The organism is Leptospira sp. GIMC2001 (assembly GCF_028462125.1).
Lineage (GTDB): Bacteria > Spirochaetota > Leptospiria > Leptospirales > Leptospiraceae.
Window position 1 is genome coordinate 1,302,006 of record NZ_CP115468.1, and the last position, 25,861, is coordinate 1,327,866.

Consider the following 25,861-nt stretch of genomic DNA (forward strand, 5'->3'; position numbering starts at 1 on the left):
AATAATACATGAAATAAAATACATGTATTTATGGACTGGGAATGCATACGTCAATTATTTTGGAATTCAATTGATTCCGGAATAATTAGATATTGCAGCCTTTGTTACTTGCAATAGGGGGAAAATATGGTTGTAGTTCTAAATTTTTTGCCAATTTTACTGGTTTTTTTAAGCCAGGTAATGGATTGGAGTGGTGCGCAATTCAATTCTGCAAGTTGGATTGATTATTTAAAATATTCAAATATTGATCGACTTTCAATTGTAATGGTTTCCTATATTACAATTTTATGCTTTTTCATTCTAAAGTATGCGGTCAAAAATTTTGAAAGGGAAAAAAACGGAAAGGTTTGGCTATTCTGGTTTATTTTTACCATTTATAACGTTCATTTCCTTGTATTGACAAGTAACATTATTGGGATTTTTATTAGCTTAATTCTCATAAGTTATGGTTTACATAAACTTCTGCTATGCTTTCCCGATAGACAGCAGTCGCAGAAAGTTGCATGGAAAAAGTTTGTAATATCCAGATTCGGTGATCTATTTTTTATAGCTGGATTCTATTTGTTCTATGAGTCTTTTCAGACATTCGATATTCTGCAAGCGAAATCCATCCTTGTAAGTCTTGATCTAGAAAAACAAAAAGATCTCGTTTATCTTCCATCAATATTTATCGCTATAGGATGCTTAATAAAATCCGCGCAATTTCCATTTCATGTTTGGCTTCCTGAAAGTATAGATGCACCGACGCCAGTTTCAGCACTAATGCATGCAGGAATCATCAATGCGGGGGGATTTATTCTAGTAAGATTATCATTCCTATTTCAATATGCTGAAGTTACGAATCTATTGATTGTGATCGTGGGTATACTCAGCATCGGACTTGGTGGTATAGCGATGCTTGCACAAATTGATGTTAAACGAAAACTTGCTTATTCCACTTTAGGACAAATGGGTTTTATGATGGTGGAATTTGGCTTGGGTTTATACGGAATGGTCATTCTTCATTTGATGGGGCATGGATTTTATAAAGCATATGGATTTCTATCTTCTGGAAGCCGTGATTTGGTTCAAGCACCCAGTGTAAGTCTCGGTAAATTGCATGCAATCTATACTGCTTTGCTTTGGTTGATTCCAATCGTTATCTACTATTATTTTCAGAATCTAGAGCTTGCTTTAATTTCTATTTTGATTTATGCGATTATCGGAATGGTCCCGAAAGGCAATCCGCTCCTGGGATTGGAATTTGGATTTGCTTTAACTTGTCTAGTATTCCTTGCAAATATTGTAGGGCACAGTATTGTAGATTCGCATTTTCACATCCTTGAGGATCCGCTAGGCTTCATGATCCATGCTAAGGCATCGAGCCTCAAAGATTGGATAGCATTGATTAGTCTATCAATGCTCGCTGGATTTACATTATCAATTCCTCATATGAATGGAAATAAATATTTCAACAAAATTTATTGCTATGCCCAAAGAGGATTTCTTGGCACTTACTACACCGATAAATTGTATGCCATCATTGGAAAAATTTGGGATAGAAAAGCATTCAGTAGTGAAGCTCTGAATTCTTCTTTCCTGAAGAATATTTATAGTATTGATGGAAAAGTTTCTAATAAGCTTGGTAAGCCGGATATACTAAAGCTAGCTGAAAGTATTCCTCCATTTTTCGAATTGGATTCATATATTGCTGTAAATCCATTTCATGGATATTCTTCTTATCCTTTTATCGATTCAATGAAAAGATGGGAATCCATAGTTGAGAGAAAATTGGTTAAATCCAATGAAGATTCCAATGATAAAATGGGTAATAGATCAGCAAATGATATAGTAAGCAACGAGTTTGGAAATGTTTTGGGTGTCTTTTTGGGTTCTTATCTAGACAACAGTATTGCATATTGGAAATTTCCTTGGAAAGGCCAAAACCTTTGGAGTAGTTTTCTAGAATGGTCACAGGTTGATCCAATTGGTAATAAGATATTTACTGATGATCAATTGAAATTAGAAAAATTTTATGAACTGAGCGGTTTAGATCATCTTCACTCTTTAGTAGAAAGAAATACTGAGATAAGTGTAGATCGAATAGAATTTTTACTTTATTCGATGTTTGGTTGGTCAGGGATTTTTAGAAAACAGTCTTGGTTGGAATCCATTGATGAAAAAAGTGATCTAATTTCTTTCATTGCAATTCTTGTCTATACAGATCTTTATTTACAAAGAACCAAAGCAAATTCAATTTCTTCCAATAGAAATATTGATCTGGTAGCTCATGAATCGAATCTAGAAGATCGATATAAATCTTTAGTTCAAATAGAATCTGAGTATAGAAATTCTATCATCAAGGAAATTGCTCAGACAAATAAGAAAATACATCACAGCAATCACGATTCAACTAAACTTGATAAGAAAAGCACTATCTCATCTGTTCAGATAGATAAAGTTCGAGCTAGATTCGTGTTTTGCATAGATGTAAGATCTGAATTGATTCGTAGAAATTTAGAAAAACAATCCAATGAAATCGCCACCGATGGATTTGCTGGTTTCTTTGGAATGCCTATCGGATGGAAGCATTGGACCGGAGAAGTAATTACTCATAGCCCGGCGTTGATTAAACCTAGCTATGTTTTTGAAAGTAAATTAAACAAAACTAACTTAACCAATTCAATCAGTCTTATCAAGTCTTGGATACAAAAAGTGAAAAGAACATTTCCTTTAGGATTTCAATATGTTGAGTCTGCAGGTTTTTTCTCAGCTTTTGGAATGATATCTAAGACATTCAAGAAATTTCTTTCCAATAAATCCTATAGAATTATTCCTCAAGTGGATATAAATAATTCTATCAACCAATTGAGTGAGGAAGAAAGAGGAAACCTCGCTTTTGGTTTTCTTAAAGGAATTGGATGGATTGGTAATTTTCCAGAATACAATTTTATTGTAGGGCATGGTAGCACAACAACGAACAATCCGCACGAAGCTGGACTTTCTTGTGGAGCATGCTCTGGTCAGACTGGCGAGATTAGTTCAAGGTTTCTTGCCGCTTTGTTAAACGATAAATCAACTCGAATAGCAATCAAAAGCAAAGGTATAAACATTCCAGATTCGTGCCAATTTATAGCAGCCTTGCATGAAACTGTAACAGATAGAATTACATTGCTGAATGCGAATATTCAAGATAACGATTTTAATCTAAAGCTCAAAGAATGGTTGGAAACCGCAACCCTCGAAACACAAAAAGAGAAATTTTTGAAATATGGACTGAAGTTGAATGAATCTTTTGCGAGAGCCAAAGATTGGGCGGAAACCTTTCCAGAGCAAGGATTGGCAGGATGCGGATCTATCATTGTCGGAAATCGCTCGATTTTTCGAACTGCAAATTTACATGGCAGATCTTTCCTGAATTCATATGATTGGAAGAATGATCAAGATGGGAAAATTCTGGAAAGCACTCTAGCAGCACCCGTCTTAGTTGCATCTTGGATCAATTTCCAATACTATGCTTCTACTGCTTGTCCTGATATTTTTGGTGCGGGCAATAAGATTTTGCATTCGGTTGTTGGAAATTTTGGAGTGTTCGAAGGCAATTCTTGGAATCTAAAAGCAGGGCTTCCACTTCAGTCTGTTTACGATGGTGATAAATTCATACACGATCCGATCCGATTGCAAGTATTCATTGAAGCTCCGCTGGATATGATTGACAAAGCTTTGAAAAATCAACCAGGAATAGCTGAACTTGCATCTAACGAATGGATTAAAATCATTGGAATGAATAGTAATGCAGAATTTCATGCGAAAACTTCCAAAGGTTGGGAAGAAATTAAATTAGCAACTTAATAAGTTTTTGGAATGAATTGACCAAGATTATTCTATTGACATATTGTTTTGTTAAAGAAAATCTTGGTCATTACAAAAGAGATTCTTATTTCCTGTATTTTTTTACAGGAAATTTTTCTCATAAAACATCTCGGTAGGTGAAGGATTAAATGGATAAAGCCAAGAAAAAAAAATCGGAACAAATTTCTGAGCATTCATGGACTTTTTTGTCGAATCATTCCCATGTTTTGATATGCCTGCATAGAGATCCTGAAATGAGACTACGTGATGTTGCTCTTTATGTGGGAATCACAGAAAGAGCGGTTATGAGTATTGTTAAAGATTTAGTGGAATCCGGAATATTAGAAAAAGAAAAAGAGGGAAGACGCAATCAATACAAAATCAATCTGGATAGACCGCTACGACATACACTTGAATCCCATCATTCGATTAAGGAATTATTGAAACTCGGAAAGTAGGCACTGACCGAAATTCCCTTTACAGACCGCCTTTCTTGAAAATTCTGGAAGTTAAGGCAAAATTACATGAATCCAAAATCCGTATCCGAAATTCGGGAATTATACTTAAATTATTTCAAAAACCAGGCTCATACAATTGTGCCTTCTGCGAGTTTGATTCCATCTGGAGATCCGACACTTTTGTTTACGACTGCAGGTATGGTTCAGTTCAAACCGTATTTTACAGGTGCTGTGGAACTTCCATTTACTCGAGCAACTTCTGCGCAAAAATGCCTTCGAACAACTGATTTGGAAAATGTCGGACAGACTGAACGCCATTGTACTTTTTTTGAAATGCTTGGTAATTTTAGTTTTGGTGATTATTTCAAAAAAGAAGCAATCCATTATGCTTTAGATTTCTCTATTAATCATCTAGGTATTCCAAAAGATAAAATTTGGATAACTATTTTTCTTGATGATGATGAAGCAAGAGAGTTATGGATTCAAGAAGGTATTCCCGATGAACGAATTACAAGGCTAGGTAAGAAAGATAATTTCTGGGGACCTGCTGGTGATAGTGGAGCCTGTGGCCCATGCAGTGAATTGTATTTTGACCGTGGAGCTGACAAAGGTTTTGCGGGATGTGGGAATAAGGAAAGCTGCAAGCCTGGCTGTGACTGTGACAGATTTATGGAATACTGGAATATTGTATTCAACCAATTCAATCAAACTATTGAAGGAGAATTACTTCCACTAAATCAGACCGGAATAGATACAGGTGCAGGTGTCGAGCGTATAGCCTTATTGTTACAAGAAGTGGATTCAGTCTATGATACTGATGAATTCAAAGAAATATTAAATAAAATATCTGAGCTTTCAGGAAGTGAATACAATGCTCAGAATAAAGTCGCCTTCCGAGTAATTGCAGATCACTTGCGATCAACATTTTTTGCAATTGGTGATTCTATCTATCCTGATCGCACTGGTCGTGGTTATGTGATCAGAAGGCTGATTCGAAGGGCAGCTCTTTTTGCAAGAAAAATCGGAGTCCGCGAAGCTTTTCTCTATAAATTGATTCCAGAACTAAGCAAAGTTTACGGAGGTCGTTATCCAGATCTCATTTCAAGAAAATCTGAAATTGAAAAAGTTCTCAAATCAGAAGAAGAATTGTTTTTGCATACACTTGAGCTTGGCCTAGACGAATTGGAATCTATATTGGATAGACTTGGATCCACAGGTTCAAAAATTTTGCCTGGCTTCGATGCGTTTCGATTGTACGGAACTTTTGGTTTTCCACGAGAGATGACCAAAGAATTAACAATCGAGCGAGGATTCGAATTTGATGATAATGGATTTGAAGCAGAACTAGAAAAAGATCGCAGTCTATCAAGAGATAGTTGGAAAGGTAAAAAGTCCGCATTTCTTACAGGACTCTCCGTAGATGAAGCTCCAGCAACAGAGTTTCTAGGATATGGAGATCGAGTAGCATCGGCAACCATCAAACTTTGCTTAACTGGTGATGGTAAGAAAGTTGATAGAATTCAAGTTGGAGAAAAGGCAGTTTTGATTCTGGATAAAACCAGTTTCTATGCAGAGTCAGGTGGACAGATCGCTGACAATGGATTTATTAAATCGGACAATAGTTTATTTCGTGTTACGGATGTTCAGAAAGAGAATGATACTTTTTTGCATATCGGAACTCTCTTGAAAGGGGAGTTACAACAAGGACAAACTGTAACAACAGAGATCGATGATTCAAGAAGAAATTTACTAGCATACCATCATTCCGGCACCCACCTCATGCATGGAGCACTAAGGTCGATTCTCGGAGATCATGTGCGTCAGAAGGCATCCCTTGTGTCTGATGAATACTTGCGTTTTGATTTTTCTCATCCAACTCCTTTGACTGACGAGGAAATCTCACAAGTAGAGGACTATGTGAACTCAAGCATAGAAAAGAAAATTTCTGTATCAACGAATGTTTTGCCCATTGAAGAGGCGAAGAAATCGGGAGCTGTTGCATTCTTTGAAGAAAAATATGGTGATTTCGTAAGGATCATAGAAATGGGAGATCGCTCCATTGAATTTTGTGGTGGAACCCATGTCCAAAATACTGGTGAGATTTTGTATTTTTCAATACTCAAAGAATCAAGCCCAGGCGCTGGGAACAGAAGAATTGAAGCAGTCTGTGGTCCTGCTGTAGTTTCCTATTACACAGAAATTTTCCAAAATCTAAGTGAGAGCGTTCAGGCTTACAATCTTAAAGCAAAAGAAATTTATGCTGATCCTTCGACTGAACTTATAACAATTCATGTCCCGAGTCCAGAGGAAGTGGAAAAAGCATTCCAATCTAAAGGATCAAAGGTTGTCTCTGAATACCGCGCTTTAAAAAATTTACTAGGAAAAGAATTAGAAGAAAAAGGTAATCGAGCTTATAAAGAGAAGAAAAAAAAGGAAGCGACCGACTTCCAAAATAATCCTGAAATTCTAAGAAGTCTTCTTGAGAAAAAAGAAATTGTTAAAGGAATTGCTTTGATTTCGGAAATTTTCGATGATGTCGATGCTAAATCTCTCAAAGAGCTAGGTGACGTTATCAAGTCCAATGAACCAGATGCAGTTCTACTTTTTGGATCCAAATCCCAAGACAGTGCTACTTTGGTATTTATGTGTAACCAATCCAGTGTAGCAAAAGGCGTTCATTGTGGAAATCTTCTTAAATCGTCTGTAACGTTATTAGGTGGTAAGGGCGGTGGGAAGCCAGATATGGCACAAGGCGGCGGGAAGGAAATTTCTAAACTAGCAGACGCGATCAGTCAAGCGCGTAAAGAATTAGAAGCAAATCTAAGTTAAACTGTTGCTGATTTCAAAAATAAGAATTTTGAATTTAGAATAAAGAATAAGAAATAAGAAACTGTGATGTGGTAATCCTTAGCTCGGCAATTGTTTACTGAGCTAAGGATTTTTCAATTAAGCTAAGGCTTCTGCAACAAGTTCCAATTGTTCTTTGTTGTGAATTTTTAAATGACCTGCGGCAGGACTTGGAGATTCTTTTCTTCCTGCATAGCCCAATCTAAGATTGTCAAGAATCAAATTTTCTAAGCGATCTCGAATGAAGTGCCAAGAGCCTTGATTTTTTGGCTCTTCTTGAACCCATACATAGCTTTTTGCATTGGAGAATAGAGCGATTGCTTCTCTCAATTCCTTTTCTGGAAATGGATAGAGTTGTTCCACTCGAACAATTGCAACATCATCTCGTTTTGCTTCGGTCATTCCACGTTGCAGATCATAACAGACTTTGCCACTACAGAAGAGAACTTTTTTGATTTTGTCAGGCTTCTTCATTTCGAAATCATATACAATTTTTCTAAAAGCACCCGTAGTGATATCGGATAGACTTGATCCTGCGTCAGGATGTCTCAGTAAACTTTTTGGACTCATGATGATCAGTGGTTTACGGAAACTACGGAGGATTTGTCTTCGAAGTAAGTGAAAATACTGAGCCGACGATGTGCAGTTACAAACTTGAATATTGTCTCCAGCACAAAGTTGTAAAAATCTTTCTAGTCTTGCAGATGAATGTTCCGGACCTTGTCCTTCGTATCCATGTGGTAACAAAACTACGAGCCCAGAAAGTCGGTGCCATTTGTATTCCGAGCTAGTGAGAAATTGGTCAAATATTACTTGAGCATTGTTTGCAAAGTCTCCAAACTGTGCTTCCCAAATAATCAAACTATTCGGATCTGCAAGTGAATAACCATATTCAAAACCCAAACAAGAAAATTCCGAAAGCGAAGAATTGATAACTTCAATCTTTGCTTGATTGGAAGAAATATGGTTGAGAGGAGTATATTTGGAACCAGTTACTGTATCAGCTATTACTGCATGCCTATGAGAAAAGGTTCCTCTCTGAGCATCTTGACCAGCTAGTCGAATAGAAAAACCATTTTCTAAGATAGATCCAAAAGAAAGGGACTCAGCGAATCCCCAGTCCATAGGAATCTCGCCAGCTGCCATTTTTGCTCTGGTCTCAATAACTTTTTGAACACCTTTGTGAGGAACAAATCCTTGGGGGTAGGTAGTAAGTGCTGTTCCTATACCATCTAATTGTTGTTTGAGTAGAGTGGTAGCTGTTTCTGAATCAAGTGGCTCTTTGGAGAACTTCGACCAAATACCTTGCATAGTATCAGCCTGCATGGCTGTTTCCAATTCTTTAGCCTTAGTAAAGGACAATTCCAATCCTTCTTTCGATCCATCTTTGATAAAATCAATTTCGTCTTGGGTTATATCTCCACGCTTGAGTAGAGCCTGTTCATAGAGATCCACTGTCTTCTTATGTTTACGAATGATCTCATACATAATAGGTTGTGTGAAAGCTGGTTCGTCCGTTTCATTATGGCCGAGCCTTCTGTAACAAATAAGATCAATGATTACGTCCTTTTTGTAACGTTGTCTGTATTCCATACAAAGTTTCACAGTTCTATAAACTGCTTCAGGATCATCACCATTCACATGGAAAATGGGAATCTGGAAACCTTTTGCCAAATCTGTAGCATAGATGGTCGAGCGAGATTCAGACGGAAGAGTTGTAAATCCAATCTGGTTATTGATAACTATATGGAATGTTCCACCAATCGTATATCCATCTAGATTCATTAAGTTGAGAGTCTCAGCAACAACACCTTGTCCTGCAAAAGCAGCATCACCATGAATTGCTATGGGCATCCATTTGGAACGATCCATATCACTAGAAAGAGTCTGTCTTGCTCGCACAGATCCTGCAATTACAGGATCCACAGCTTCCAAATGGGAAGGGTTGAAAGCGAGTGAAAGATGTATTTCTTTACCTGCCATCGTCATGACTTTGTTAGAGTATCCAAGATGATATTTTACATCACCATAATCAAGAGTGGATGGATTGAATTTTTCTTCGAATTCTGCAAATATTAAACCAGCTGGTTTACGGATTGTATTTACTAGGACGTTGAGTCTGCCTCGGTGTGCCATCCCGATGACAATCCCGTCCATCTGATGCTTACCAGCTTCTTCAATGATTGTGTCTAACATCGGTATGGTGGATTCTCCACCTTCAAGAGAAAATCTTTTCTTACCGACAAATTTCTTGGCAAGAAAGTTCTCAAAATAGTCAGCTTGAAAAAGCTTCTCATACAATCTGAGAGCAACACCTTTAGGTATTGGTTCAGAATTTGCGACAGGCTCCATTTTACTTTGCAGCCATTCTCTTTCTTCATCATTTACTAGATAATAATGTTCTGATCCAATCGATCCGCAGTAAGTCTTCTCAAACCAATCAATGATATTTTTTAATTTGGATCGTCCAAGATTTGTTACTCCAGAATCAACTTCCTTATCAAGGTCAGCCGACTGAATCGCTGCAAGTTTCGAATCAATAAAACTTCGATCTGGTTGAGTTATACCGAGTGGATCTAGTTTGGCAGCAAGATGTCCTTGTCTCCTATAAGCATTGAGTAAGTTGACTAAACCAAAATCAGCAAGTGATGAATCTTTTTTATGTTCCGATGATTCATAATTGAGTGTCTGGTTGGAATCATCTGATGATCTGAAAGCTGAAGTATGGTGACCATTTCCATTATCACTTCTCTTATACATAACAGAACCATTAGAGGATTCTAATTCACGAAAAAGTTCTGCCCAGTCATTGGTTACTGAGTTGGGATCTTTAGAGTAGCTCTCGTAGAGTTCATCTAAAATGGCTGCGTTCTCACCAGAAAGGCTCATCAATTGTTCGATTTTCATCTGTTTTCCTTACTTCATCTAGGTTTATAATTTCTAAATTACTTTAATTCGAAGCGACATTAGGTGAAATCTTAAAATTGTCTGCAATCATCATATGCATTTCACCATAATAGATATCTTTCCTTAGCTATGAATTGACCACTTATCAACATCCATTGCTGCTTCACGTATCACTTCTGAAAGAGTGGGGTGTGCATGAGTGGATCTTGCAATGTCTTCTGCACTTGCTCCAAATTCAAAAGCAATAGCGGCTTCAGCAATCATGTCAGATGCCCTTGGTCCAACAATATAGATGCCAAGTAGTTTATCGGTCTTTTTGTCGGCGATCACTTTCACTTGACCATCGGGTTCGTTCATTGCCTTTGCTCGCGCATTGGGTTTGAACATATACTTACCAACTTTGTATTCGATACCTTGTTCTTTGAGTTCTTCTTCACCATGTCCAACCCAAGCAACTTCTGGCCAAGTATAGACAATCCAAGGAATGGCTTTATAATTTACGTGACCGTATTTACCTGCTAAAAGTTCCGCAAGAGCGATACCTTCATCTTCTGCTTTATGGGCAAGCATAGGTCCGTCGATTACGTCTCCAATTGCATAGATGTTTGGAATATTGGTTTGGAATTGATTCGCCTGAACTTTGATTCTTCCCCGTTCCGTAAATTCTATACCGAGTTCTTTTGCTCCAATATTGTCTGCAAATGGTCTCCTTCCAACAGAAACCAAAACGATATCTCCTTCGAGCGCGATCTTGTCTCCTGTTTTGGTCTCAACATTTACTTTCTGGTTCTTGCCTGATTTCTCAATCCCAGTAACCTTATGCTCGAACAAAAATTTCAAACCTTGTCCTTCTAGCAGTCTCTGAGTGAGCGCGGACATTTGCTTGTCAGCAGTTCCGAGTAACCTTGGCATAAGTTCAACAATGGTAACTTTTGCGCCAAGTCTAGACCATACAGATCCAAGCTCAAGACCTATCACTCCAGCACCTATGATGATCATATGATTTGGAACTTTTTCCAAAGAGATTGCATGGTCTGATGTGATCACTTGCTTGCCGTCAATCGGTAGGCTTGGAATATCAATGGGAGTGGAGCCAGAAGCGATTACAATCTTTTTGGATTCAATAATTTCTTTTTTACCAGCATCCGATGTAATCTCAACTTGGTTAGTGGATATTAGCTTTCCAAATCCATGGTATCTTGTAATCTTATTTTTCTTCATGAGGTAGTCTACACCAGAAGTGACTTCGTTTACAATTTTGTCCTTACGAGCAATCATCTTCTTGATGTCAATCTTTACATCACCAGTCGTGATTCCATGAACATCTAGCTTATGTTTGGTTTTGTGGTATTCTTCGGAGGAATCCAGTAGAGCTTTGGAAGGAATGCAACCTACGTTCAAGCAGGTTCCTCCCAATGTCTCACGTTTCTCTATGATAGCTGTCTTCATACCTAATTGAGCACAACGAATCGCGCATACATAACCACCAGGTCCCGCACCAATTACAACTACATCATAATTTTCCATAATAAACTTATATCTCCAAAAGCATTCTTGCTGGATCTTCAATCATCTCTTTTAGTTTAACTAGAAATGTTACAGCACCTTTACCATCTACAATTCTATGATCATAAGATAGGGCAATATACATCATTGGTCTAATTACGATCTCATCGTTTACAACAACTGGACGTTTAACAATATTATGCATTCCTAAAATTCCACTTTGAGGAGGGTTGATGATTGGCGTAGACATAAGCGAGCCATACACTCCTCCATTAGAAATTGTGAATGTTCCACCTTCCATTTCTTCTAGAGAAATTTTGCCTTCTTTTACTTTGCCAGCAAGTCTTGCGATTTCTAACTCAATCTGAGCAAGTGAGAGAAGATCCGCATCACGAACGATCGGAACAACCAAACCTTTAGGCCCACCAACAGCAACACCAATGTCATAGTAATTCTTATAGATTACATCTGTTCCTTTGATCTCTGCATTGATTTCTGGAACAAATTTCAAAGCTTGAATGCAAGCCTTTGTAAAAAAGCTCATAAAACCTAAACCTACATTGTGGGTTTCTTTGAACTTGTCCTTGTAAGTGGATCTTAAGTTCATTAGGTTGAACATATCAACTTCGTTGAATGTGGTCAGAATGGCAGCTGTTGCCTGGGCTTGAACTAAACGATTGGCAATCGTTTGTCTAAGCTTGGACATAGGAACCACTTTCTCTCTCGGTTCAGATCCACGAGGTTTCGATGCAATTTGTTGAGTGATAACTGGATTGCTTGTTTGCGAAGCTGCAGGCTTTTTCTCAAGATACAAAACAACATCTTCTTTTGTGATCTGTCCGTTACGTCCAGTTCCCTTAATGTCCGCTATGCGAAGATTGTTTTCTTGGATAAGCTTCATAGCCGCTGGAGGAATCGTATCATTTGCGTTAGCTGAATTGCTCGGCGAAGCTGAAGCTGCTTGAGAGCTTGCTTGTGCAGTGGCTTGGGAAGAAGTTTCTTGAGTTTTAGCTTCCTGCTTACCTGCAGTCTTTGCTCCTGAACCCGCTTCAATTTTACCGATGATTTCTGCGACTTTTACAACGTCACCAGCAACTTTGGCAATCTTGGAAAGTACACCCGCAGAAGGTGCGCGGACTTCCATGGTAACTTTGTCGGTTTCGAGTTCTGCGAGAACCTCGTCGATTTCGACTGAGTCTCCTTCGTTCTTGGTCCAGTTGATGATTGTTGCTTCTGTAATGGATTCTCCCATTTCTGGGACTTTAATATCTGATGCCATTGAGATTCCTGTAAGGGGGATAAATTTTTAGATAAAATGCCTGAAATACCATGCAATCTATTTGAAACATCCGTTCTCAAAGGGAAATTGTAAAGGAAAAAACAAAAAAACTAAAAATACTTGTTTATAACCAATATTGGGATATTGTTAACTCATGATTTATGACTTTCTAGGAAAAACCCCATCCATCTCGACTTCCGCTTTTATAGCTCCCTCGGCCGAAGTGATCGGAGACGTGACAATCGGCGAGAATTCTTCCATTTGGTTTCAGTGCTTGATTCGGGGCGATGTAAATTATATCAAAATTGGAGACAATGTTAATATTCAAGATATGTCCCTCATTCACGTTGCTCGTGATGTCTATCCTGTAAATATTGGAAACAATGTTTCTCTTGGTCATCGAGTGACTCTCCACGGTTGTACGCTAAAAGATTTTTCTTTCGTTGGGATGTGTGCTACAGTTATGGACGATGTTGAGATTGGTGAATATTCCTTTGTGGCGGCTGGGTCTCTTGTTACTCCGGGCAAGAAATTTCCCCCAGGTGTGATGATTATGGGAAGTCCTGCAAAAATCATTCGAGATATAAATGAGAAGGAAAGGGAGATAATTACTCGGACAGCGAATAACTATGTAAAATACAAAGACAATTACAAGCAGATGAAATTGGAAACAATTCGATGACGGAAGGTAAAGAATTCTTTGATGATAACTTTACGAAGTCGCTTGGATCTCTATTTCGTGATTTCTATTCCCAGAACGAAATATCTTATTTACGAAACGAAATTTATAAAAAGTACGAATCTATCCAAGACTCAGAAATTGAAATAGATATCTATGAACCTGGATCAGATGATCCTCTGCTTCGTATTCAGCACAAAGTAATTTTGATAACTTGCGGAAGTCTTCCTTTCTTTGCGTCCAGGATTCGGAAGGTATTTGAATTGTTGCAATTGGAAATTTCTAGAAGTCTTCATTTTCATCCAAACCCAGGAAAAGAATTATTCTACATTGAAGTTTTGGGATCGAAAATCCATGTTCTAAAAAATCTTACGGATGGAATTAAATCTTCTTATTCTCGGATCCAGAAGCTTACTCTGGAATTTCGGCAGTTTAACCAACCTTCTGCGGATTGGATGCAATGGGAACGAGGAGTTGGTGAGTTTCTCAAATGGTTATTGGATCGTGCTTATGTATGGGAAGCCGCAATCTACACAGTTGGTGAGAAAGAGCAGAAGTTCGGAGATGTCAATATTTCCGATGAACTTATGCATTGGTTCTATTCACTTGAATCTTCGAAAGCTGAGATTGAGGCATTGGAATCAGAAGATAGATCTTTTTTGGGTGATGAGAGATACTATTATATTGCACTCGTTGATAAAAATCGCAAAATGTTGTTATGCGGATCTTTGAATCAATTTGCCAAAGCATCAGCGCTTATGGACATTCCGTATTTCAATAAAAGATTTAGTAATTTTTTCGAAAAAGAGTCTATTGAAGCATTTTCCGGATTGGGAAGAACCAGTCGGATGATGTTCAATTATTTACCGACAGAAATTATCCTTTTGTTACCTGAAGAAATTTATATACAAATTCATTCCAGTATTCTTGAACAGAATCTGAGAAATAGATTGGGATCCACAGGAATTAAGATAAATGATGGATTGGGTCTTCTGATAAGTTTTATTCCAAAAGCGAATTGGACTGAGAATCTCTGGGAGACATCGGATGCAATTATTCATCGAGTGTTTGAAAATTCTACGGTTCATCGTTATTTTATAGTTAGAAATAATTTTGTGGAATGTTTTCACCTTGTGCGAGCAAGAGATATTACGATTCAGAATCTTTTGACTGCATCTTCAACAGTTGAATTTTCTTTTCGCTCATGGATGGAACATCTCGAATCCAAATGGAACGATCACTTTCAAAATGAATATCCAGTAGGAAGTCTATCTTTCCATGATGATTATAAGGCAACGCATAATGCGGATCAGGCGATATTGGATATTGGAATGGCGATCAAACTTGCCGGAAGTGATCTCAATGTAGAAATTACAGAACGATATGATACGACCATCATACATGCAGTTACACCGAAGATGAGATTTCTCCTGTCCGAATGGGTCAAAGTTCTAAGTGATCTTGGACTTGCGCCTATATCACAGAGAGTTTACCATTTTCAATTCAAAGAAATTACTTATGCAAAATCAGAATTTTTCTTCCATTTAATTGAAAACAAAAAAGGATTATATAAAAGACTTAAGCAAGTGCTTATGTTGTTACAGACTGGTCAGATTCGATCGGATAGTTTGTCATCCGTTATACTATGGTCTGAGTTGGATGAGAATGGATTGCTATTTCTAAAAGCTGTTCGCGACTATTGTCTTCAATCCAACGCAGTTTTTAATGCTGATGAATTCAATCAATATTTAGTAGCTCATCCTGATCTTGTAATTGCAGCTTGGGAATATTTTCGATCCAGTTTTTCCGAAGGTATTGTAAAGTCAAAAGAACAGATGATTGCAGAATCGGACACGGGCAAAACCATTCGAGAAGATGCGGTCTTGCATGCTTTCTCGACTACAGTTCTTTCCATTATTCGAACAGATTTTTATGGAACCAGGCTTGATTCAAGAGTTGGAGTTGATCGTGATTTTATTTCTTTCAAAATCGATAGCAGCATTCCGTCCGCCTTGCCTAAGCCTAGACCCTATCGAGAAATATTTGTTTATTCGGCTGACTATCAAGGAATTCATCTACGCGGCGGAAAAGTTGCACGAGGTGGAATCCGTTGGAGCGATAGACCGAGCGATTACCGAACGGAACTTTTGGGACTATTGAAAACGCAAATGGTCAAGAATTCCATTATTATTCCTGTTGGATCAAAAGGCTCTTTTGTTCTAACACCTAACGGTCTGAATAAAAATTCTGTATCTATGCAATCTGCTTATTCTGGTTTTATCTCTGGGCTTCTTGGATTGACGGACAATCGACTTCTTGGAGAGATTTTTCCTTATTCAGAAACAATTCCTTCTACAGCAAAAGATTTGGACATAGATGATTCTTACCTTGTTGTTGCGGCGGACAAAGGAACAGCAGCTCTTTCAGATCTTGCGAATTCACTTTCAGAAAAAGCAAAATTTTGGTTAGGTGATGCGTTTGCATCAGGAGGATCAAAGGGATATTCTCACAAAGCCTATGGCATAACAGCAAAGGGTGCCTTGGTTACAGCTGATAGAAATTTTCGGATGATGGGAGTAGATTTTCGCCGTGAGTCCGTAACAGTTGTCGGCATCGGTGATATGGGTGGGGATGTTTTTGGGAATGGTCTACTGGAAAGTAAATACTTTAAATTGGTTGCCGCATTCAACCATAAGCATATTTTTATTGATCCAAATCCGGATCCAGCGATCAGTTTTGAAGAACGAAAAAGATTGTTTTATGCTGAAAGTCCTTCACTTGCAGGTTGGGATAATTATGATCTAAAGTTAATTTCACAAGGTGGTGGAATCTGGAATCGAACGGAAAAATCAATAAGCCTATCCATTCAAGCGCAAGAAATTTTAGGAATTAAGGAATCCAAATTGTCCGGTAATGAATTGATTCGGGCAATTCTATCGGCTCCCGTTGATATGCTGTACAACGGTGGGATTGGAACCTATGTAAAATCATCACAAGAAGAACAAGTCAAAGTGGGAGACCCAGCCAACAATGATGTTCGCATTGATGCAAATGAACTAAGATGTAAATTAATATCTGAGGGAGGAAATTTGGGACTTACCCAACAGGCTCGATTGGATTATGATCGTTTGGGTGGATATGTTTTTACCGATGCAATTGATAATTCAGCAGGTGTTGATTTATCGGATCATGAAGTGAATCTTAAGATATTTATGAACGAGTTACTAAATCAGAATATTCTAAAAAGCATAGAAGAGCGCGATAATCTTCTTTTCTCCTTAGATAAAGAAGTTGTTGAGTCCGTACTTCTGGATAATGAATTGCAGAGCCTATCTATCAACGTGGATCGTTTAGAATCAGAAACTGAGAGTTGGTCTCAAATTATAGAAGCGAGCAACTATCTAGTGAATAAATCAATCATTGAGCCGGGGCTAAATCGAATTCCTGCAAATACGACAACTTGGGAAGAACTGTCTGAACTCTCTACAGGAATTCCTCGACCGAGCTTAGCTGTGATCATGGGTCATGCCAAAATGTATCTCTATCAAATTTGTCTTGGATCAAATGTATTTAATATAGATGACTTTGAAAATTTATATATTGGATATTTTCCAACTTCTCTTGTACAAAAATATAAAAAACAGCTTCTCAATCATCCTCTCCATTTGGAAATTTGCACAACTCGAGCGGTAAATTTTCTTGTGAATCTTATGGGTTCAAGCATTATCTGCCTCCTTCCAAAAGATGAATTGGAAATACCTAGATTCTTAAAATCTATGTTAGATGATCTCGTAGCCAAAGACCTACCAAGAATTCTGGATCAGATTGCAAATATTCGTGATGCCAAGCTTGAAAAGAACCTTCTCGAACTAGTAAGCAGCGTAAGAAAATCGATTCATTGGAAATGGTCAAGAGTGCAGGCCAATTCGAGCGAAATGATTTCTAATTGGGAGAGTGTTATTCCTAAAGAAAGCTTAGAAAATTTAACCGCGATACTAAGAGCATAAGGAATATTAAAACCCTGTACTTCTCGAAAATCTAAAAGCTTGCCACCAAAAGGCTGGTAGAGAAAAACTTTATCTTTATTGGCAATTGACCAACGTTGGGATGTCACTAAAATAAGTAATGGGGTGCCTTCTTTGATTGCAAAATTAAAAAATCTTTGCGCAGGTTCAGGTAAATTTTCTACCATTTTCGAATCATATAACAAGGGTTTTGTCGGTTGAAGTTTTGCCAATCTTATCAATTCTTTTCTATCTGATACGTAAACATAAAATCGAATAGATAATAGTATGGAAATCATGATGACCGCAGGTATTAATATTAAATATCGTTTTTTCATTTTTAACATTTTATCCTTTAGTTTTATGATGCATGTTTTTAAAAATTTCTCGCGATTCCAAGCTTTCTAAATTCGTCCAAACAAATCATTCAAAAAAATCGATCTGCTTATTGATAAAGAGGAAAAATTGGATACGATTGTGTATGGCTTGCGATCTTATTCGTGTTTTTTTCTAAAAATGATCTTTTGAAAGCTTAAAAATCGATCATTGAGGAATATAAATAATGTTTGACAATATTTCATTATATAATTACTTTGTTATATAACTGAATGATTACAGAAAACCTTGATAGAACATTTGCAGCCCTTTCCGACTCGACTCGCCGGGCTATTTTGATGCGCCTGGCAAAAGGCGAATCCACTGTTTTGCAACTTGCAGAGCCATTCAATATGAGTCAGCCCGCAGTTTCGCGACACCTCAAAGTATTGGAAAAGGCTGGGCTTATATCTACAACAATCCGTGGCCAAGAAAGACCCCGTAGACTCGAAGCGGCACCACTCAAAGAAGTTATTGGCTGGATTGAAAAAAATCGCCAACTATGGGAAGAGCGTTACAATGTGCTCGATGGACTTCTCGAAGAATTACAAACTAAACAGAGTAAAAGGGATAAATTAAGATGAAATCAAAAAAGAATGAAGTGAAAATTGTGAGTCATGGAGAAACTGAAGTAGTTTTTCAAAGGTTCTTTGAAGCGCCAAGAGAATTAGTTTTTGACTGTCACACCAAACCTGAATTGATGCGACGCTGGCTAATTGGTCCAGAGGGAATGGTTCTAGAAACTTGCGAACAGAATCTAACAGTCGGTGGCAAATACCTATATCTCTATTCGGACTCAGAGGGAAACAAATCTGGAGTCTACGGGACATTCCGAGAAGTGATTGTGCCTGAGAAAATCGCAAACACGGAGAATTATATTATGGATATGTCTTCTTTCGATCCAAACGCTCCTGAAGATCCTGACGCAACATTCGAGTCACGTACTTTTACAACCGAAAAAGATGGGACTCTTATGACTCACTTATGCAGATATGCATCAGCCGATATATGCAAGATGATGGTTGAGACTGGAGCTGCGGATGGGATGGCGGAATGTTACTTGAAACTAGATACTCTACTTTCGGATATCCATAGTTAAATCTAAATTCTGTTTATAAGTAGCTTCACCTGCCAGAGAAGTTTCTCCATTCGGCGAAATATTGTACATCCTAATTTGCATTTGAGATTCTTCTGGGTATGGAATTTCGATTCGCCATCCCCAATCTGGACTATCCCTCACTTCGTAAGATCCGAGAAGACTAATATTGCCCTGATCACTGATTGTTCCATAGCAATTCATAATCTTTCCACTCATGCCCCAAGAATCAACCCATGAAGCCGTTACTTCTGAGTTTAAGTTTTCATTTCCTAACAAAAGCAATCCATCTTGTTTTTGTGATTCATGAAACCAATCGTATTTCATCAAAAGAAAATTTTGATTGGCAATTTTTTCAATTTTCATATTTGAAATAGAAATAAAATCTGGATCGGGTAGCCAACTCAGTATTAAACGATACTCTCCCGTCCAATTTCCGATAAATTTATTGTGTATATCTTTTATTTTCATGATTTGCTTTGTCGTATCACGATTATCTTTTGATTTGATTAAATATTGAAGAGAGTAGAATTATTAGTCTCTAAACTCTCTAGTTTAAAAATAGCCGAGATAAATCGCTTTAGTGAGGTTATAGAATTTAAAATGATTCTGACCACTAGAGTTGACACGCTACTGATCGTTATTGCTACAAATCTAATAAACGTGGCAACCCATGGAGTTTATAGAGCTCCTAGAGGTAAGTATTACATTTCTCGTGAAGCCTCATTATTGTTCAATGCAAAGGAGTGGTCGATTAACATTACAAACTCTCGATTCGTTATTGAAAAAATAAATACCCTTTGATCCTGAATCTCCTGTTATACCATACCCTCCATTTGACAAAATGGAATTGCTGGTCCATTCACTGCAAGTATTCCGCACTTCGGCCGTAGACGAACTTGAGCCTGCCGACATTAAACCTACCCAAAATTCGGTTCTCGTGTCAGTTAAATTTGCATTATTGGAAATAAAAAAATTATCTATAGACTCAGAGAATGCCCGATTCGAACCAGTGGCTCCAATAATCTCCCCGTCCAGGCGAACATAAACAGTATTGGCTGCAATAGGGTAATCTGTTAGAATATAAGTTGAACCGCTTCTTTCAACTGATCGTGTAGACCCATTAAATATGTATGCTTTGAAACTAGATGAACCACTTGGTTTTCTACTGTCACTATTACATTTTTCATCTGCTCCAGTTACTCCGCCTAAGTTTCCAGAATACTGTGTTGATGTTAGAAACATCTTTTTTTCCGGTAATGCAACTGTATTGCTTCCCCCTGATCCAGATAACAGTAGTAGAGCCGCAAGAGTGCTATCATCTCCTTTTTTTTCCTCTGCGCAAAAATTCAAAAAAAATATTGCAGAAATTGCTAATATTTTGAATAAGTTTATTCTTTTGATCATTTTTATCTCCTTTTATTAACTAAAAAAAATGTATTTGATTAGATGTCTAGTTATTTGTTATGGAAATAAAATATGAATTAATAAAAATTGCATATTCATTTATTCTTTCTATTTAATATTGAATAATTAAAATAAAAAACTATTCAATAATAATTTGAATAGTTTTATCTAAATCTCATAATGATTTTAAATTTGTTTCTAATTTTTTGGACTCAAATGACATCATCCATCAAAAAAATATCAACTGGAAGTTAACATAAAAGTTTGACACACCATAATATCCTGACCAATTGGATTTAAAGCTTTTTATGTTAACTTTAGGAAAATTCATCATGGATTCCTAAAATAAGATCAGATTGAAAACTTAACTCAGTTAGAATTAAGTATTTATAATCATTGCAAAAATTCGAGATTCCTATACGTCATAAAGAAGACAACAAAGTTTTAATTGAAGAATATTCATTCGGTTGCTCGCAAATTATTTTTCCGAGTGAAGTCCCAATTTATTACCTTCACTATCTATAAAAACTGCAAAAAAACCTTCTTGATCCGCATGAGGAGTTTTTGGTATTAAAATTTTTCCACCATTTTTAACAATTTTATCAAGCATGAATTGAAGATTATTTCCAGCATTCAGATATATTGTAACTCCGTTGGCAGACGGCTCATAGCCCTCAGCCTCGATTATAACACCGTTAACTTTTTGATTTTCATATGGTAAAATACCCATTTTCACACCATCAAAATCTATTCTTTCGATTTTTATATCCATAATAGATTCATAAAAACTTGTTGCTCTGCTGATATTTTTTGTGGGTATCTCAAAAATTCCTATATAACTGTTCATTTCTTTCTCCTTATCCGTGCATTGAAAAATACTGAAGGCAAGGGTAGCTGTAATTAAGCAAAATATTAATCTTTTCATACGATAGATCATAAACCAATTTGTTAGTAAGGAATTGTAAATCTGCGACAATCTTTCAAATTTATTTGTAAAAAATCGAAGAAAGTTTCAAATTTTCATTGTTTAAGAAATTCTTTGGGCTGATTCCTGTAAAATCTTTAAAGTCTTTTATGAAATGTGATTGGTCATAGTATTCAAATTGATGAGCAATATCAGTTAAATTTTCAGATTCACCACTCAATAGCAATTTTAGAGCTGCTTGAAATCTGATTAGTCTACCCAATTGTTTTGGACTTACGCCAATGTATTTAGTGAATTTTCTTTCCAGTTTTCTTCTTAATGAAATTTTTTCATCAAGGATTCCATTGATAGACTGACTACCAATACTTTCAATAATCGTATCAAGAGTAGATTTTACTAACGCATCAATCTCTAACGGCTTAGTTATTAGTGATCTAAGAAAATTCTCAAAAATCTCAATTCTTTGCTCTGTATTTTTAGCATTTATAATCGAGTATTCTAATTCATTTGCCATATCTTTTGGAAATAAAAAATCAATTGGAGTTTCTTTATTGGCTAATGTTTTTAGCTGGGTTTTCACTAGATGGGCAAAACCGTATGGGTAAAATCGAATTGAAAAAGTATCAACATAGCCTGTAGGTTCAATAAAAAATGGTTCTATAGTTTGTCCTAGAACCATCGCACGGGGTTGCAAAATATATTTATTTGAAGACGTAAATCTTTTAATGTCGTCTCCCAATATAAAAGCCATTTCGATTAAACCATCCGGAATAATCCGCTGCTTTGTCGGATTGTTTGAAGTTGGCACCTGCAAAGTCCAATAGCAATCAACAAATAAATCTAAATCCTTATGAGGTTGAAAAGTTTTGTATTCCATAAAATTATTATTACCTTTGCAGGAATTATGAATAAGGTCAATGCGATCACAGTTACGTCTTAATCGTTCTGAGATTTTTATTTACAAAGGGCATGGGAGAGCACAACCCTTTCGAGAATGCAAATATTGGCAATCAATTTTATAGAATTTTTCATTCCGAGGACATTCAATAGTATCTTGAACTTCGAGTAATAATTTCAATAGTTTGTTAGGATAAGTTGTAGTTTTGTATATTTTCGGAGGTAGACTCTATTTTGTAATTGCAGTTTAGTAATAAATTCACTCATTTAAGAATTAGTGCAATTTTTCTAAAAGACTTGGTATAGTCTCTTCTGGAAAATCATTCAGAATAAATGGAACTTTTCTACTCTCATTGAATTGAAAAACATTATGATTTTTCTTTTCTTTTATACCTGAAATATAAATGGATAAAGGTTGGCAATTCCATACTCCACCAACTTCACCTGTAAAAGTATTTTTAACATTTCCCTGATAGTTAAAACAAATTACTCGATTATCTTTCACTTTAAAAAAACCAGCTACAAGTTTTTTATTAATTGGATACCAAAGGTAAGTTCTGCCGTCAATACTGTTATACTCAATCTGATTGCCGTGATAATCTTTTTCGAAATGTCTTAAAGTAATATCATTAGTGAGACTATTAACTTCTTCATCTGTTAATCGTTGAAATTTATTGATGTTCGCATCAAAAAACTCTTCATTACTTTTAACGTCATTGGTACTTCTGCATCCAATTAAAAGCATGGAAAGGCAGAGGAAAATTATAAAATCTCGAATTATTTTCATTGAGTTTATCTAGAGAGTATTGTGGATAACTTATAGTCAAGAGTAAATCTGGTTCATATAGACTTTTATCAGTGGGTTACGAAAGTAAATCTCAATTTAATAGAGAATATAAGCACTTTTTCGGCGTCATTCCAACAAAAGATGCTTCCAGTTTTAGAAGTTAGTCATGACTACGTTTTATGTATCGATGACCGAATCGGTATTTGAGAAATTTGATAAAAGTGCGTTAAACTCTGTCGCCTTTTACTTCTGTATACAGCAATCCTTTTCCGACAATTTTTTCATTATTGATTTTGTAACTGCCAGAATTCTCTTCAAAAATCCATTCTGCATGATAAGTATCAGTTAGGTTATCATTAAATTTTTCGAATGACATTGTGGTATGTGGGTATGTCAAAATTTTGTCTTCGTAATTATCAGGCATTGGTCCGGGTCCATTGGCAGATAACTTAGATTTTTGTACCGTGATAATGTCCCGATTTGCTTCGTTAAACATCATTCTATTAAAAAAAATCCATCTCGCTTTAAAATTAAGCAGTTTTGATAAGTATTCATACGGTTCTGGAACATATTGAAGTGCCCCTGAGCTATGAATTATATCAATTGGAAGAGTGATTGATTCTAAAGAGTCGTAAAATTTCAATTCTTCATTATCTAATTTCATATTCTTCGCAGACTGCACCATTTGTGATGTTTCAACGACTAACCAATTCAATCTAATCTTATCTGGTAAGAATCTTCTCATTTCAAAATAGTGAGCTCCACAAGCGCCACCAAAATCAATAATACTTAGTTTATTTGAAGGATGTACTGATACGAATTGATTGATTGCAGACAATAGAGCAACATTTGTGGGATTCAATATATATGGTTTCCCATTTAGCTTCACAGAATAATTCTTTGTTTTTTCTGCGATCATATTGCAAAGTTCGATATTTTCATATCCATCTGTTTTGTAATCGTTTAAAGCATCATGATAACTTTGGTATTCTTTTTCTGTTTCTTTATCTTTAACTTTTTCTTTATTAATCACCTTGATAACAATTGGCGGAACAAAGTCTTTCAGTCTCATCGTATTCTCCCTTTCGTGAATGCAACTGTCGCATAACGGATGCTTGCAATCTAAGTCACGTGTTAATGCGTAGTCTGATGGACGTTATATTTTGCGCAAGTAAATATCGCGAAAAACGGCATTTGTCTCAGGCCAAGGATCTAGAGGTAACGCATATTTTGCGAGATATTGATGAATGGCTCAAGGGAGATAACGATTTGTATTCACTCTATCCTGAAAGAATTAACAAAATAAGGAAAAGTTGTTTTTTTGATTACTTTGCAAAATATTCTTGACATTGACCATTTCACCGCTAATTATAGTTAATGTGCGGTGTGCAATTCTACGATTTTTGACTCGAAACTTTGATTGGAAGTATGCCAAAAGAAATTATTCATTATGCTTAAGTGTTTAGCGGTAACGAAGTATGACAGCTAAGATACCAGGTCCGTCTGGCATATTTTCACTAAAATATGCTAAGGAAATGCAGTCGGACATTCTGAAACTATCTGAAAAATTAATTAATCAGTATGGTAACCTGGTTCGTATTCCTGTGCCTGGTAATAAGGTATATATTTGTGCGGATCCAGATCTAATAAAATTCATTCTCGCAGATGCTCACGATAGTTTCATAAAAGGTCCCCGGAATAAACATTTTTTCCCGCTTCTCGGTGATGGGCTAGTTCTGAGTGCTGGGCAACAGTGGAGAAACAGACGAAGAATCCTGAACCCGTTTTTTACAAATGCATCGATTAAGCAATTTGAAGGTCAACTGATTCAGTCAATAGAAGAGATCATTCTTGGTTGGAAAAATGAAGATCGAAAGCAAATCGATTTGCATGAGGAAATGCAACGTGTTACAATACGAATGCTAATCAGAAGTCTTTTTTCCGGAGATTGCATAAAATATTCAGAACAGCTATTTCAAAGTTTTCGCATTCTTTCGGATTTCTGCATTAAACAATTCTTTTCAGCATTTCCTTTACCACTGTCGCTTGCACTCATTGTAAATCCCCAAGTAAAAAAAGCAAGAAGGCAATTATTCAAAATTCTTGACGAAATAATAAAATACAGAAAATCTCAACCGATCAATGAAAAAAATGATTTGCTTGCAACTTTTTTATCCGCTAAAGATGAACTAACAGGCGATAATCTATCGGAGAATCAGATAAGGGATGAACTAATGACTATTTTCTTTGCAGGCTATGATACAACGTCATTTTCATTAACTGCAGCGATGTACCTGATTCTAAAAGACGCTGATTGTTTGGCAAACTTAAGCAAGGAAGCTCGCGAAAACATAACAGGTTCTGTAGCAACAGAAGAAGAGGCGGGTAAACTTCCAAGAATTGAGGCTGCATTCAAAGAAGCTATGAGATTATATCCACCTGCCTATATGATCAATCGCACACCAATCAAAGATATTGTTTTTAAGAATTATACGCTACCAGCTGGTTCATTAATCTTACTATCCATTTGGGGAGTACATCGAAATGAAGCCTGCTGGAAAAATCCCCTCGAATTTAAACCAGATCGGTTTCTCGAAGAGGTCGATGCTAAACAACATCATTTTGCCTATCTGCCATTTTCAGGTGGGTCAAGAATTTGCTTAGGCAAAAACCTTGCAATGATGGAAGGAATCCTGGTGCTTGGAACAGTGTTAAAAAATTACGAACTGAGTATGAATCCGAATCAGAAGCTTGGTATCCATCAAGGTGCGACGCTCACTGTAAAGGGTGGGTTGCCAATTCAAATAAAGTCGCTATAAAAATAGATTTAGTTAGAACTTTATTCTATTCTTTCTAATTTTAT

General features: G+C 36.6%; 17 protein-coding genes. 8 read left to right on the forward strand and 9 right to left on the reverse strand.

Annotated features, from left to right (window positions below):
• Positions 1–126: 126 nt before the first annotated feature.
• From O4O04_RS07290 to alaS, 3 genes are all read left to right on the forward strand, one after another.
• Complete coding sequence (locus tag O4O04_RS07290) at positions 127–3,831, forward strand: putative inorganic carbon transporter subunit DabA (RefSeq protein ID WP_272535143.1); 3,705 nt, start codon at positions 127–129, stop codon at positions 3,829–3,831.
• Positions 3,832–3,980: 149 nt separating this feature from the next.
• Positions 3,981–4,289 carry a helix-turn-helix transcriptional regulator gene (locus O4O04_RS07295; protein WP_272535144.1) on the forward strand — a complete coding sequence of 103 codons (309 nt, stop codon included), beginning with the start codon at positions 3,981–3,983 and terminating at the stop codon, positions 4,287–4,289.
• 66 nt (positions 4,290–4,355) lie between these two features.
• Positions 4,356–7,118: an alanine--tRNA ligase gene (gene alaS, locus O4O04_RS07300; protein WP_272535145.1), complete on the forward strand. Its 2,763-nt coding sequence runs from the start codon at positions 4,356–4,358 to the stop codon at positions 7,116–7,118.
• Positions 7,119–7,235: 117 nt separating this feature from the next.
• Here the strand turns inward: alaS and O4O04_RS07305 are convergent, their stop codons facing one another.
• From O4O04_RS07305 to odhB, 3 genes are all read right to left on the reverse strand, one after another.
• Positions 7,236–10,043 carry a 2-oxoglutarate dehydrogenase E1 component gene (locus tag O4O04_RS07305; protein ID WP_272535147.1) on the reverse strand — a complete coding sequence of 936 codons (2,808 nt, stop codon included), beginning with the start codon at positions 10,041–10,043 and terminating at the stop codon, positions 7,236–7,238.
• Between the two features lie 123 nt (positions 10,044–10,166).
• Positions 10,167–11,573: a dihydrolipoyl dehydrogenase gene (gene lpdA / locus O4O04_RS07310; protein WP_272536040.1), complete on the reverse strand. Its 1,407-nt coding sequence runs from the start codon at positions 11,571–11,573 to the stop codon at positions 10,167–10,169.
• 4 nt (positions 11,574–11,577) lie between these two features.
• The gene (gene odhB, locus O4O04_RS07315) at positions 11,578–12,828 is read right to left on the reverse strand and encodes a 2-oxoglutarate dehydrogenase complex dihydrolipoyllysine-residue succinyltransferase (protein WP_272535148.1); all 1,251 of its coding nucleotides are present in this window, start codon (positions 12,826–12,828) and stop codon (positions 11,578–11,580) included.
• A 154-nt stretch (positions 12,829–12,982) separates the two neighbouring features.
• On the opposite strand from odhB, the gene O4O04_RS07320 reads away from it, so the two are divergent.
• From O4O04_RS07320 to O4O04_RS07335, 4 genes are all read left to right on the forward strand, one after another.
• Positions 12,983–13,510: a gamma carbonic anhydrase family protein gene (locus tag O4O04_RS07320; protein WP_272535149.1), complete on the forward strand. Its 528-nt coding sequence runs from the start codon at positions 12,983–12,985 to the stop codon at positions 13,508–13,510.
• Positions 13,507–17,514, forward strand: a complete 4,008-nt coding sequence (locus O4O04_RS07325) for an NAD-glutamate dehydrogenase domain-containing protein (RefSeq protein WP_272535151.1) — start codon at positions 13,507–13,509, stop codon at positions 17,512–17,514. Before O4O04_RS07320 ends, O4O04_RS07325 begins: the two co-directional genes overlap by 4 nt.
• A gap of 605 nt (positions 17,515–18,119) precedes the next feature.
• Positions 18,120–18,470 carry an ArsR/SmtB family transcription factor gene (locus O4O04_RS07330; RefSeq protein WP_272535153.1) on the forward strand — a complete coding sequence of 117 codons (351 nt, stop codon included), beginning with the start codon at positions 18,120–18,122 and terminating at the stop codon, positions 18,468–18,470.
• A complete protein-coding gene (locus O4O04_RS07335) occupies positions 18,467–18,985 on the forward strand; it encodes an SRPBCC domain-containing protein (RefSeq protein ID WP_272535155.1) in 519 nt (172 codons plus the stop codon). The genes O4O04_RS07330 and O4O04_RS07335 overlap by 4 nt, the downstream gene beginning before the upstream one ends.
• Here O4O04_RS07335 and O4O04_RS07340 read toward each other — a convergent pair.
• From O4O04_RS07340 to O4O04_RS07365, 6 genes are all read right to left on the reverse strand, one after another.
• Entirely contained in the window at positions 18,962–19,453 is a 492-nt protein-coding gene (locus O4O04_RS07340) for a DUF1579 family protein (protein WP_272535157.1), read from the reverse strand. The genes O4O04_RS07335 and O4O04_RS07340 overlap by 24 nt on opposite strands.
• 255 nt (positions 19,454–19,708) lie before the next feature.
• Positions 19,709–20,389, reverse strand: coding sequence for a DUF1554 domain-containing protein (locus O4O04_RS07345; RefSeq protein WP_272535159.1), 681 nt, complete (start codon positions 20,387–20,389; stop codon positions 19,709–19,711).
• A 478-nt stretch (positions 20,390–20,867) separates the two neighbouring features.
• Entirely contained in the window at positions 20,868–21,236 is a 369-nt protein-coding gene (locus O4O04_RS07350) for a VOC family protein (protein WP_272535161.1), read from the reverse strand.
• 139 nt (positions 21,237–21,375) lie between these two features.
• Complete coding sequence (locus O4O04_RS07355) at positions 21,376–22,191, reverse strand: AraC family transcriptional regulator (RefSeq protein ID WP_272535162.1); 816 nt, start codon at positions 22,189–22,191, stop codon at positions 21,376–21,378.
• Between the two features lie 294 nt (positions 22,192–22,485).
• Positions 22,486–22,998, reverse strand: coding sequence for a hypothetical protein (locus tag O4O04_RS07360; RefSeq protein ID WP_272535163.1), 513 nt, complete (start codon positions 22,996–22,998; stop codon positions 22,486–22,488).
• Between the two features lie 226 nt (positions 22,999–23,224).
• Entirely contained in the window at positions 23,225–24,070 is an 846-nt protein-coding gene (locus tag O4O04_RS07365; RefSeq protein WP_272535164.1) for a methyltransferase, TIGR04325 family, read from the reverse strand.
• Between the two features lie 406 nt (positions 24,071–24,476).
• Between O4O04_RS07365 and O4O04_RS07370 the strand changes: the two genes are divergently transcribed.
• A complete protein-coding gene (locus O4O04_RS07370) occupies positions 24,477–25,817 on the forward strand; it encodes a cytochrome P450 (RefSeq protein ID WP_272535166.1) in 1,341 nt (446 codons plus the stop codon).
• The last annotated feature ends 44 nt before the right edge of the window (positions 25,818–25,861 follow it).

Excerpts from the sequence above, each read along its gene's own strand:
- O4O04_RS07370 (WP_272535166.1), top strand. The coding sequence starts at position 24,477 with ATGACAGCTAAGATACCAGGTCCGTCTGGCATATTTTCACTAAAATAT.
- alaS (WP_272535145.1), top strand. The coding sequence starts at position 4,356 with ATGAATCCAAAATCCGTATCCGAAATTCGGGAATTATACTTAAATTAT.
- odhB (WP_272535148.1), bottom strand. The coding sequence starts at position 12,828 with ATGGCATCAGATATTAAAGTCCCAGAAATGGGAGAATCCATTACAGAA.
- O4O04_RS07360 (WP_272535163.1), bottom strand. The coding sequence starts at position 22,998 with ATGAAAATAATTCGAGATTTTATAATTTTCCTCTGCCTTTCCATGCTT.
- O4O04_RS07290 (WP_272535143.1), top strand. The coding sequence starts at position 127 with ATGGTTGTAGTTCTAAATTTTTTGCCAATTTTACTGGTTTTTTTAAGC.
- O4O04_RS07325 (WP_272535151.1), top strand. The coding sequence starts at position 13,507 with ATGACGGAAGGTAAAGAATTCTTTGATGATAACTTTACGAAGTCGCTT.
- O4O04_RS07305 (WP_272535147.1), bottom strand. The coding sequence starts at position 10,043 with ATGAAAATCGAACAATTGATGAGCCTTTCTGGTGAGAACGCAGCCATT.
- O4O04_RS07320 (WP_272535149.1), top strand. The coding sequence starts at position 12,983 with ATGATTTATGACTTTCTAGGAAAAACCCCATCCATCTCGACTTCCGCT.
- O4O04_RS07350 (WP_272535161.1), bottom strand. The coding sequence starts at position 21,236 with ATGAACAGTTATATAGGAATTTTTGAGATACCCACAAAAAATATCAGC.
- O4O04_RS07365 (WP_272535164.1), bottom strand. The coding sequence starts at position 24,070 with ATGAGACTGAAAGACTTTGTTCCGCCAATTGTTATCAAGGTGATTAAT.
- O4O04_RS07335 (WP_272535155.1), top strand. The coding sequence starts at position 18,467 with ATGAAATCAAAAAAGAATGAAGTGAAAATTGTGAGTCATGGAGAAACT.
- O4O04_RS07295 (WP_272535144.1), top strand. The coding sequence starts at position 3,981 with ATGGATAAAGCCAAGAAAAAAAAATCGGAACAAATTTCTGAGCATTCA.
- O4O04_RS07355 (WP_272535162.1), bottom strand. The coding sequence starts at position 22,191 with ATGGAATACAAAACTTTTCAACCTCATAAGGATTTAGATTTATTTGTT.
- O4O04_RS07345 (WP_272535159.1), bottom strand. The coding sequence starts at position 20,389 with ATGATCAAAAGAATAAACTTATTCAAAATATTAGCAATTTCTGCAATA.
- O4O04_RS07330 (WP_272535153.1), top strand. The coding sequence starts at position 18,120 with ATGATTACAGAAAACCTTGATAGAACATTTGCAGCCCTTTCCGACTCG.
- O4O04_RS07340 (WP_272535157.1), bottom strand. The coding sequence starts at position 19,453 with ATGAAAATAAAAGATATACACAATAAATTTATCGGAAATTGGACGGGA.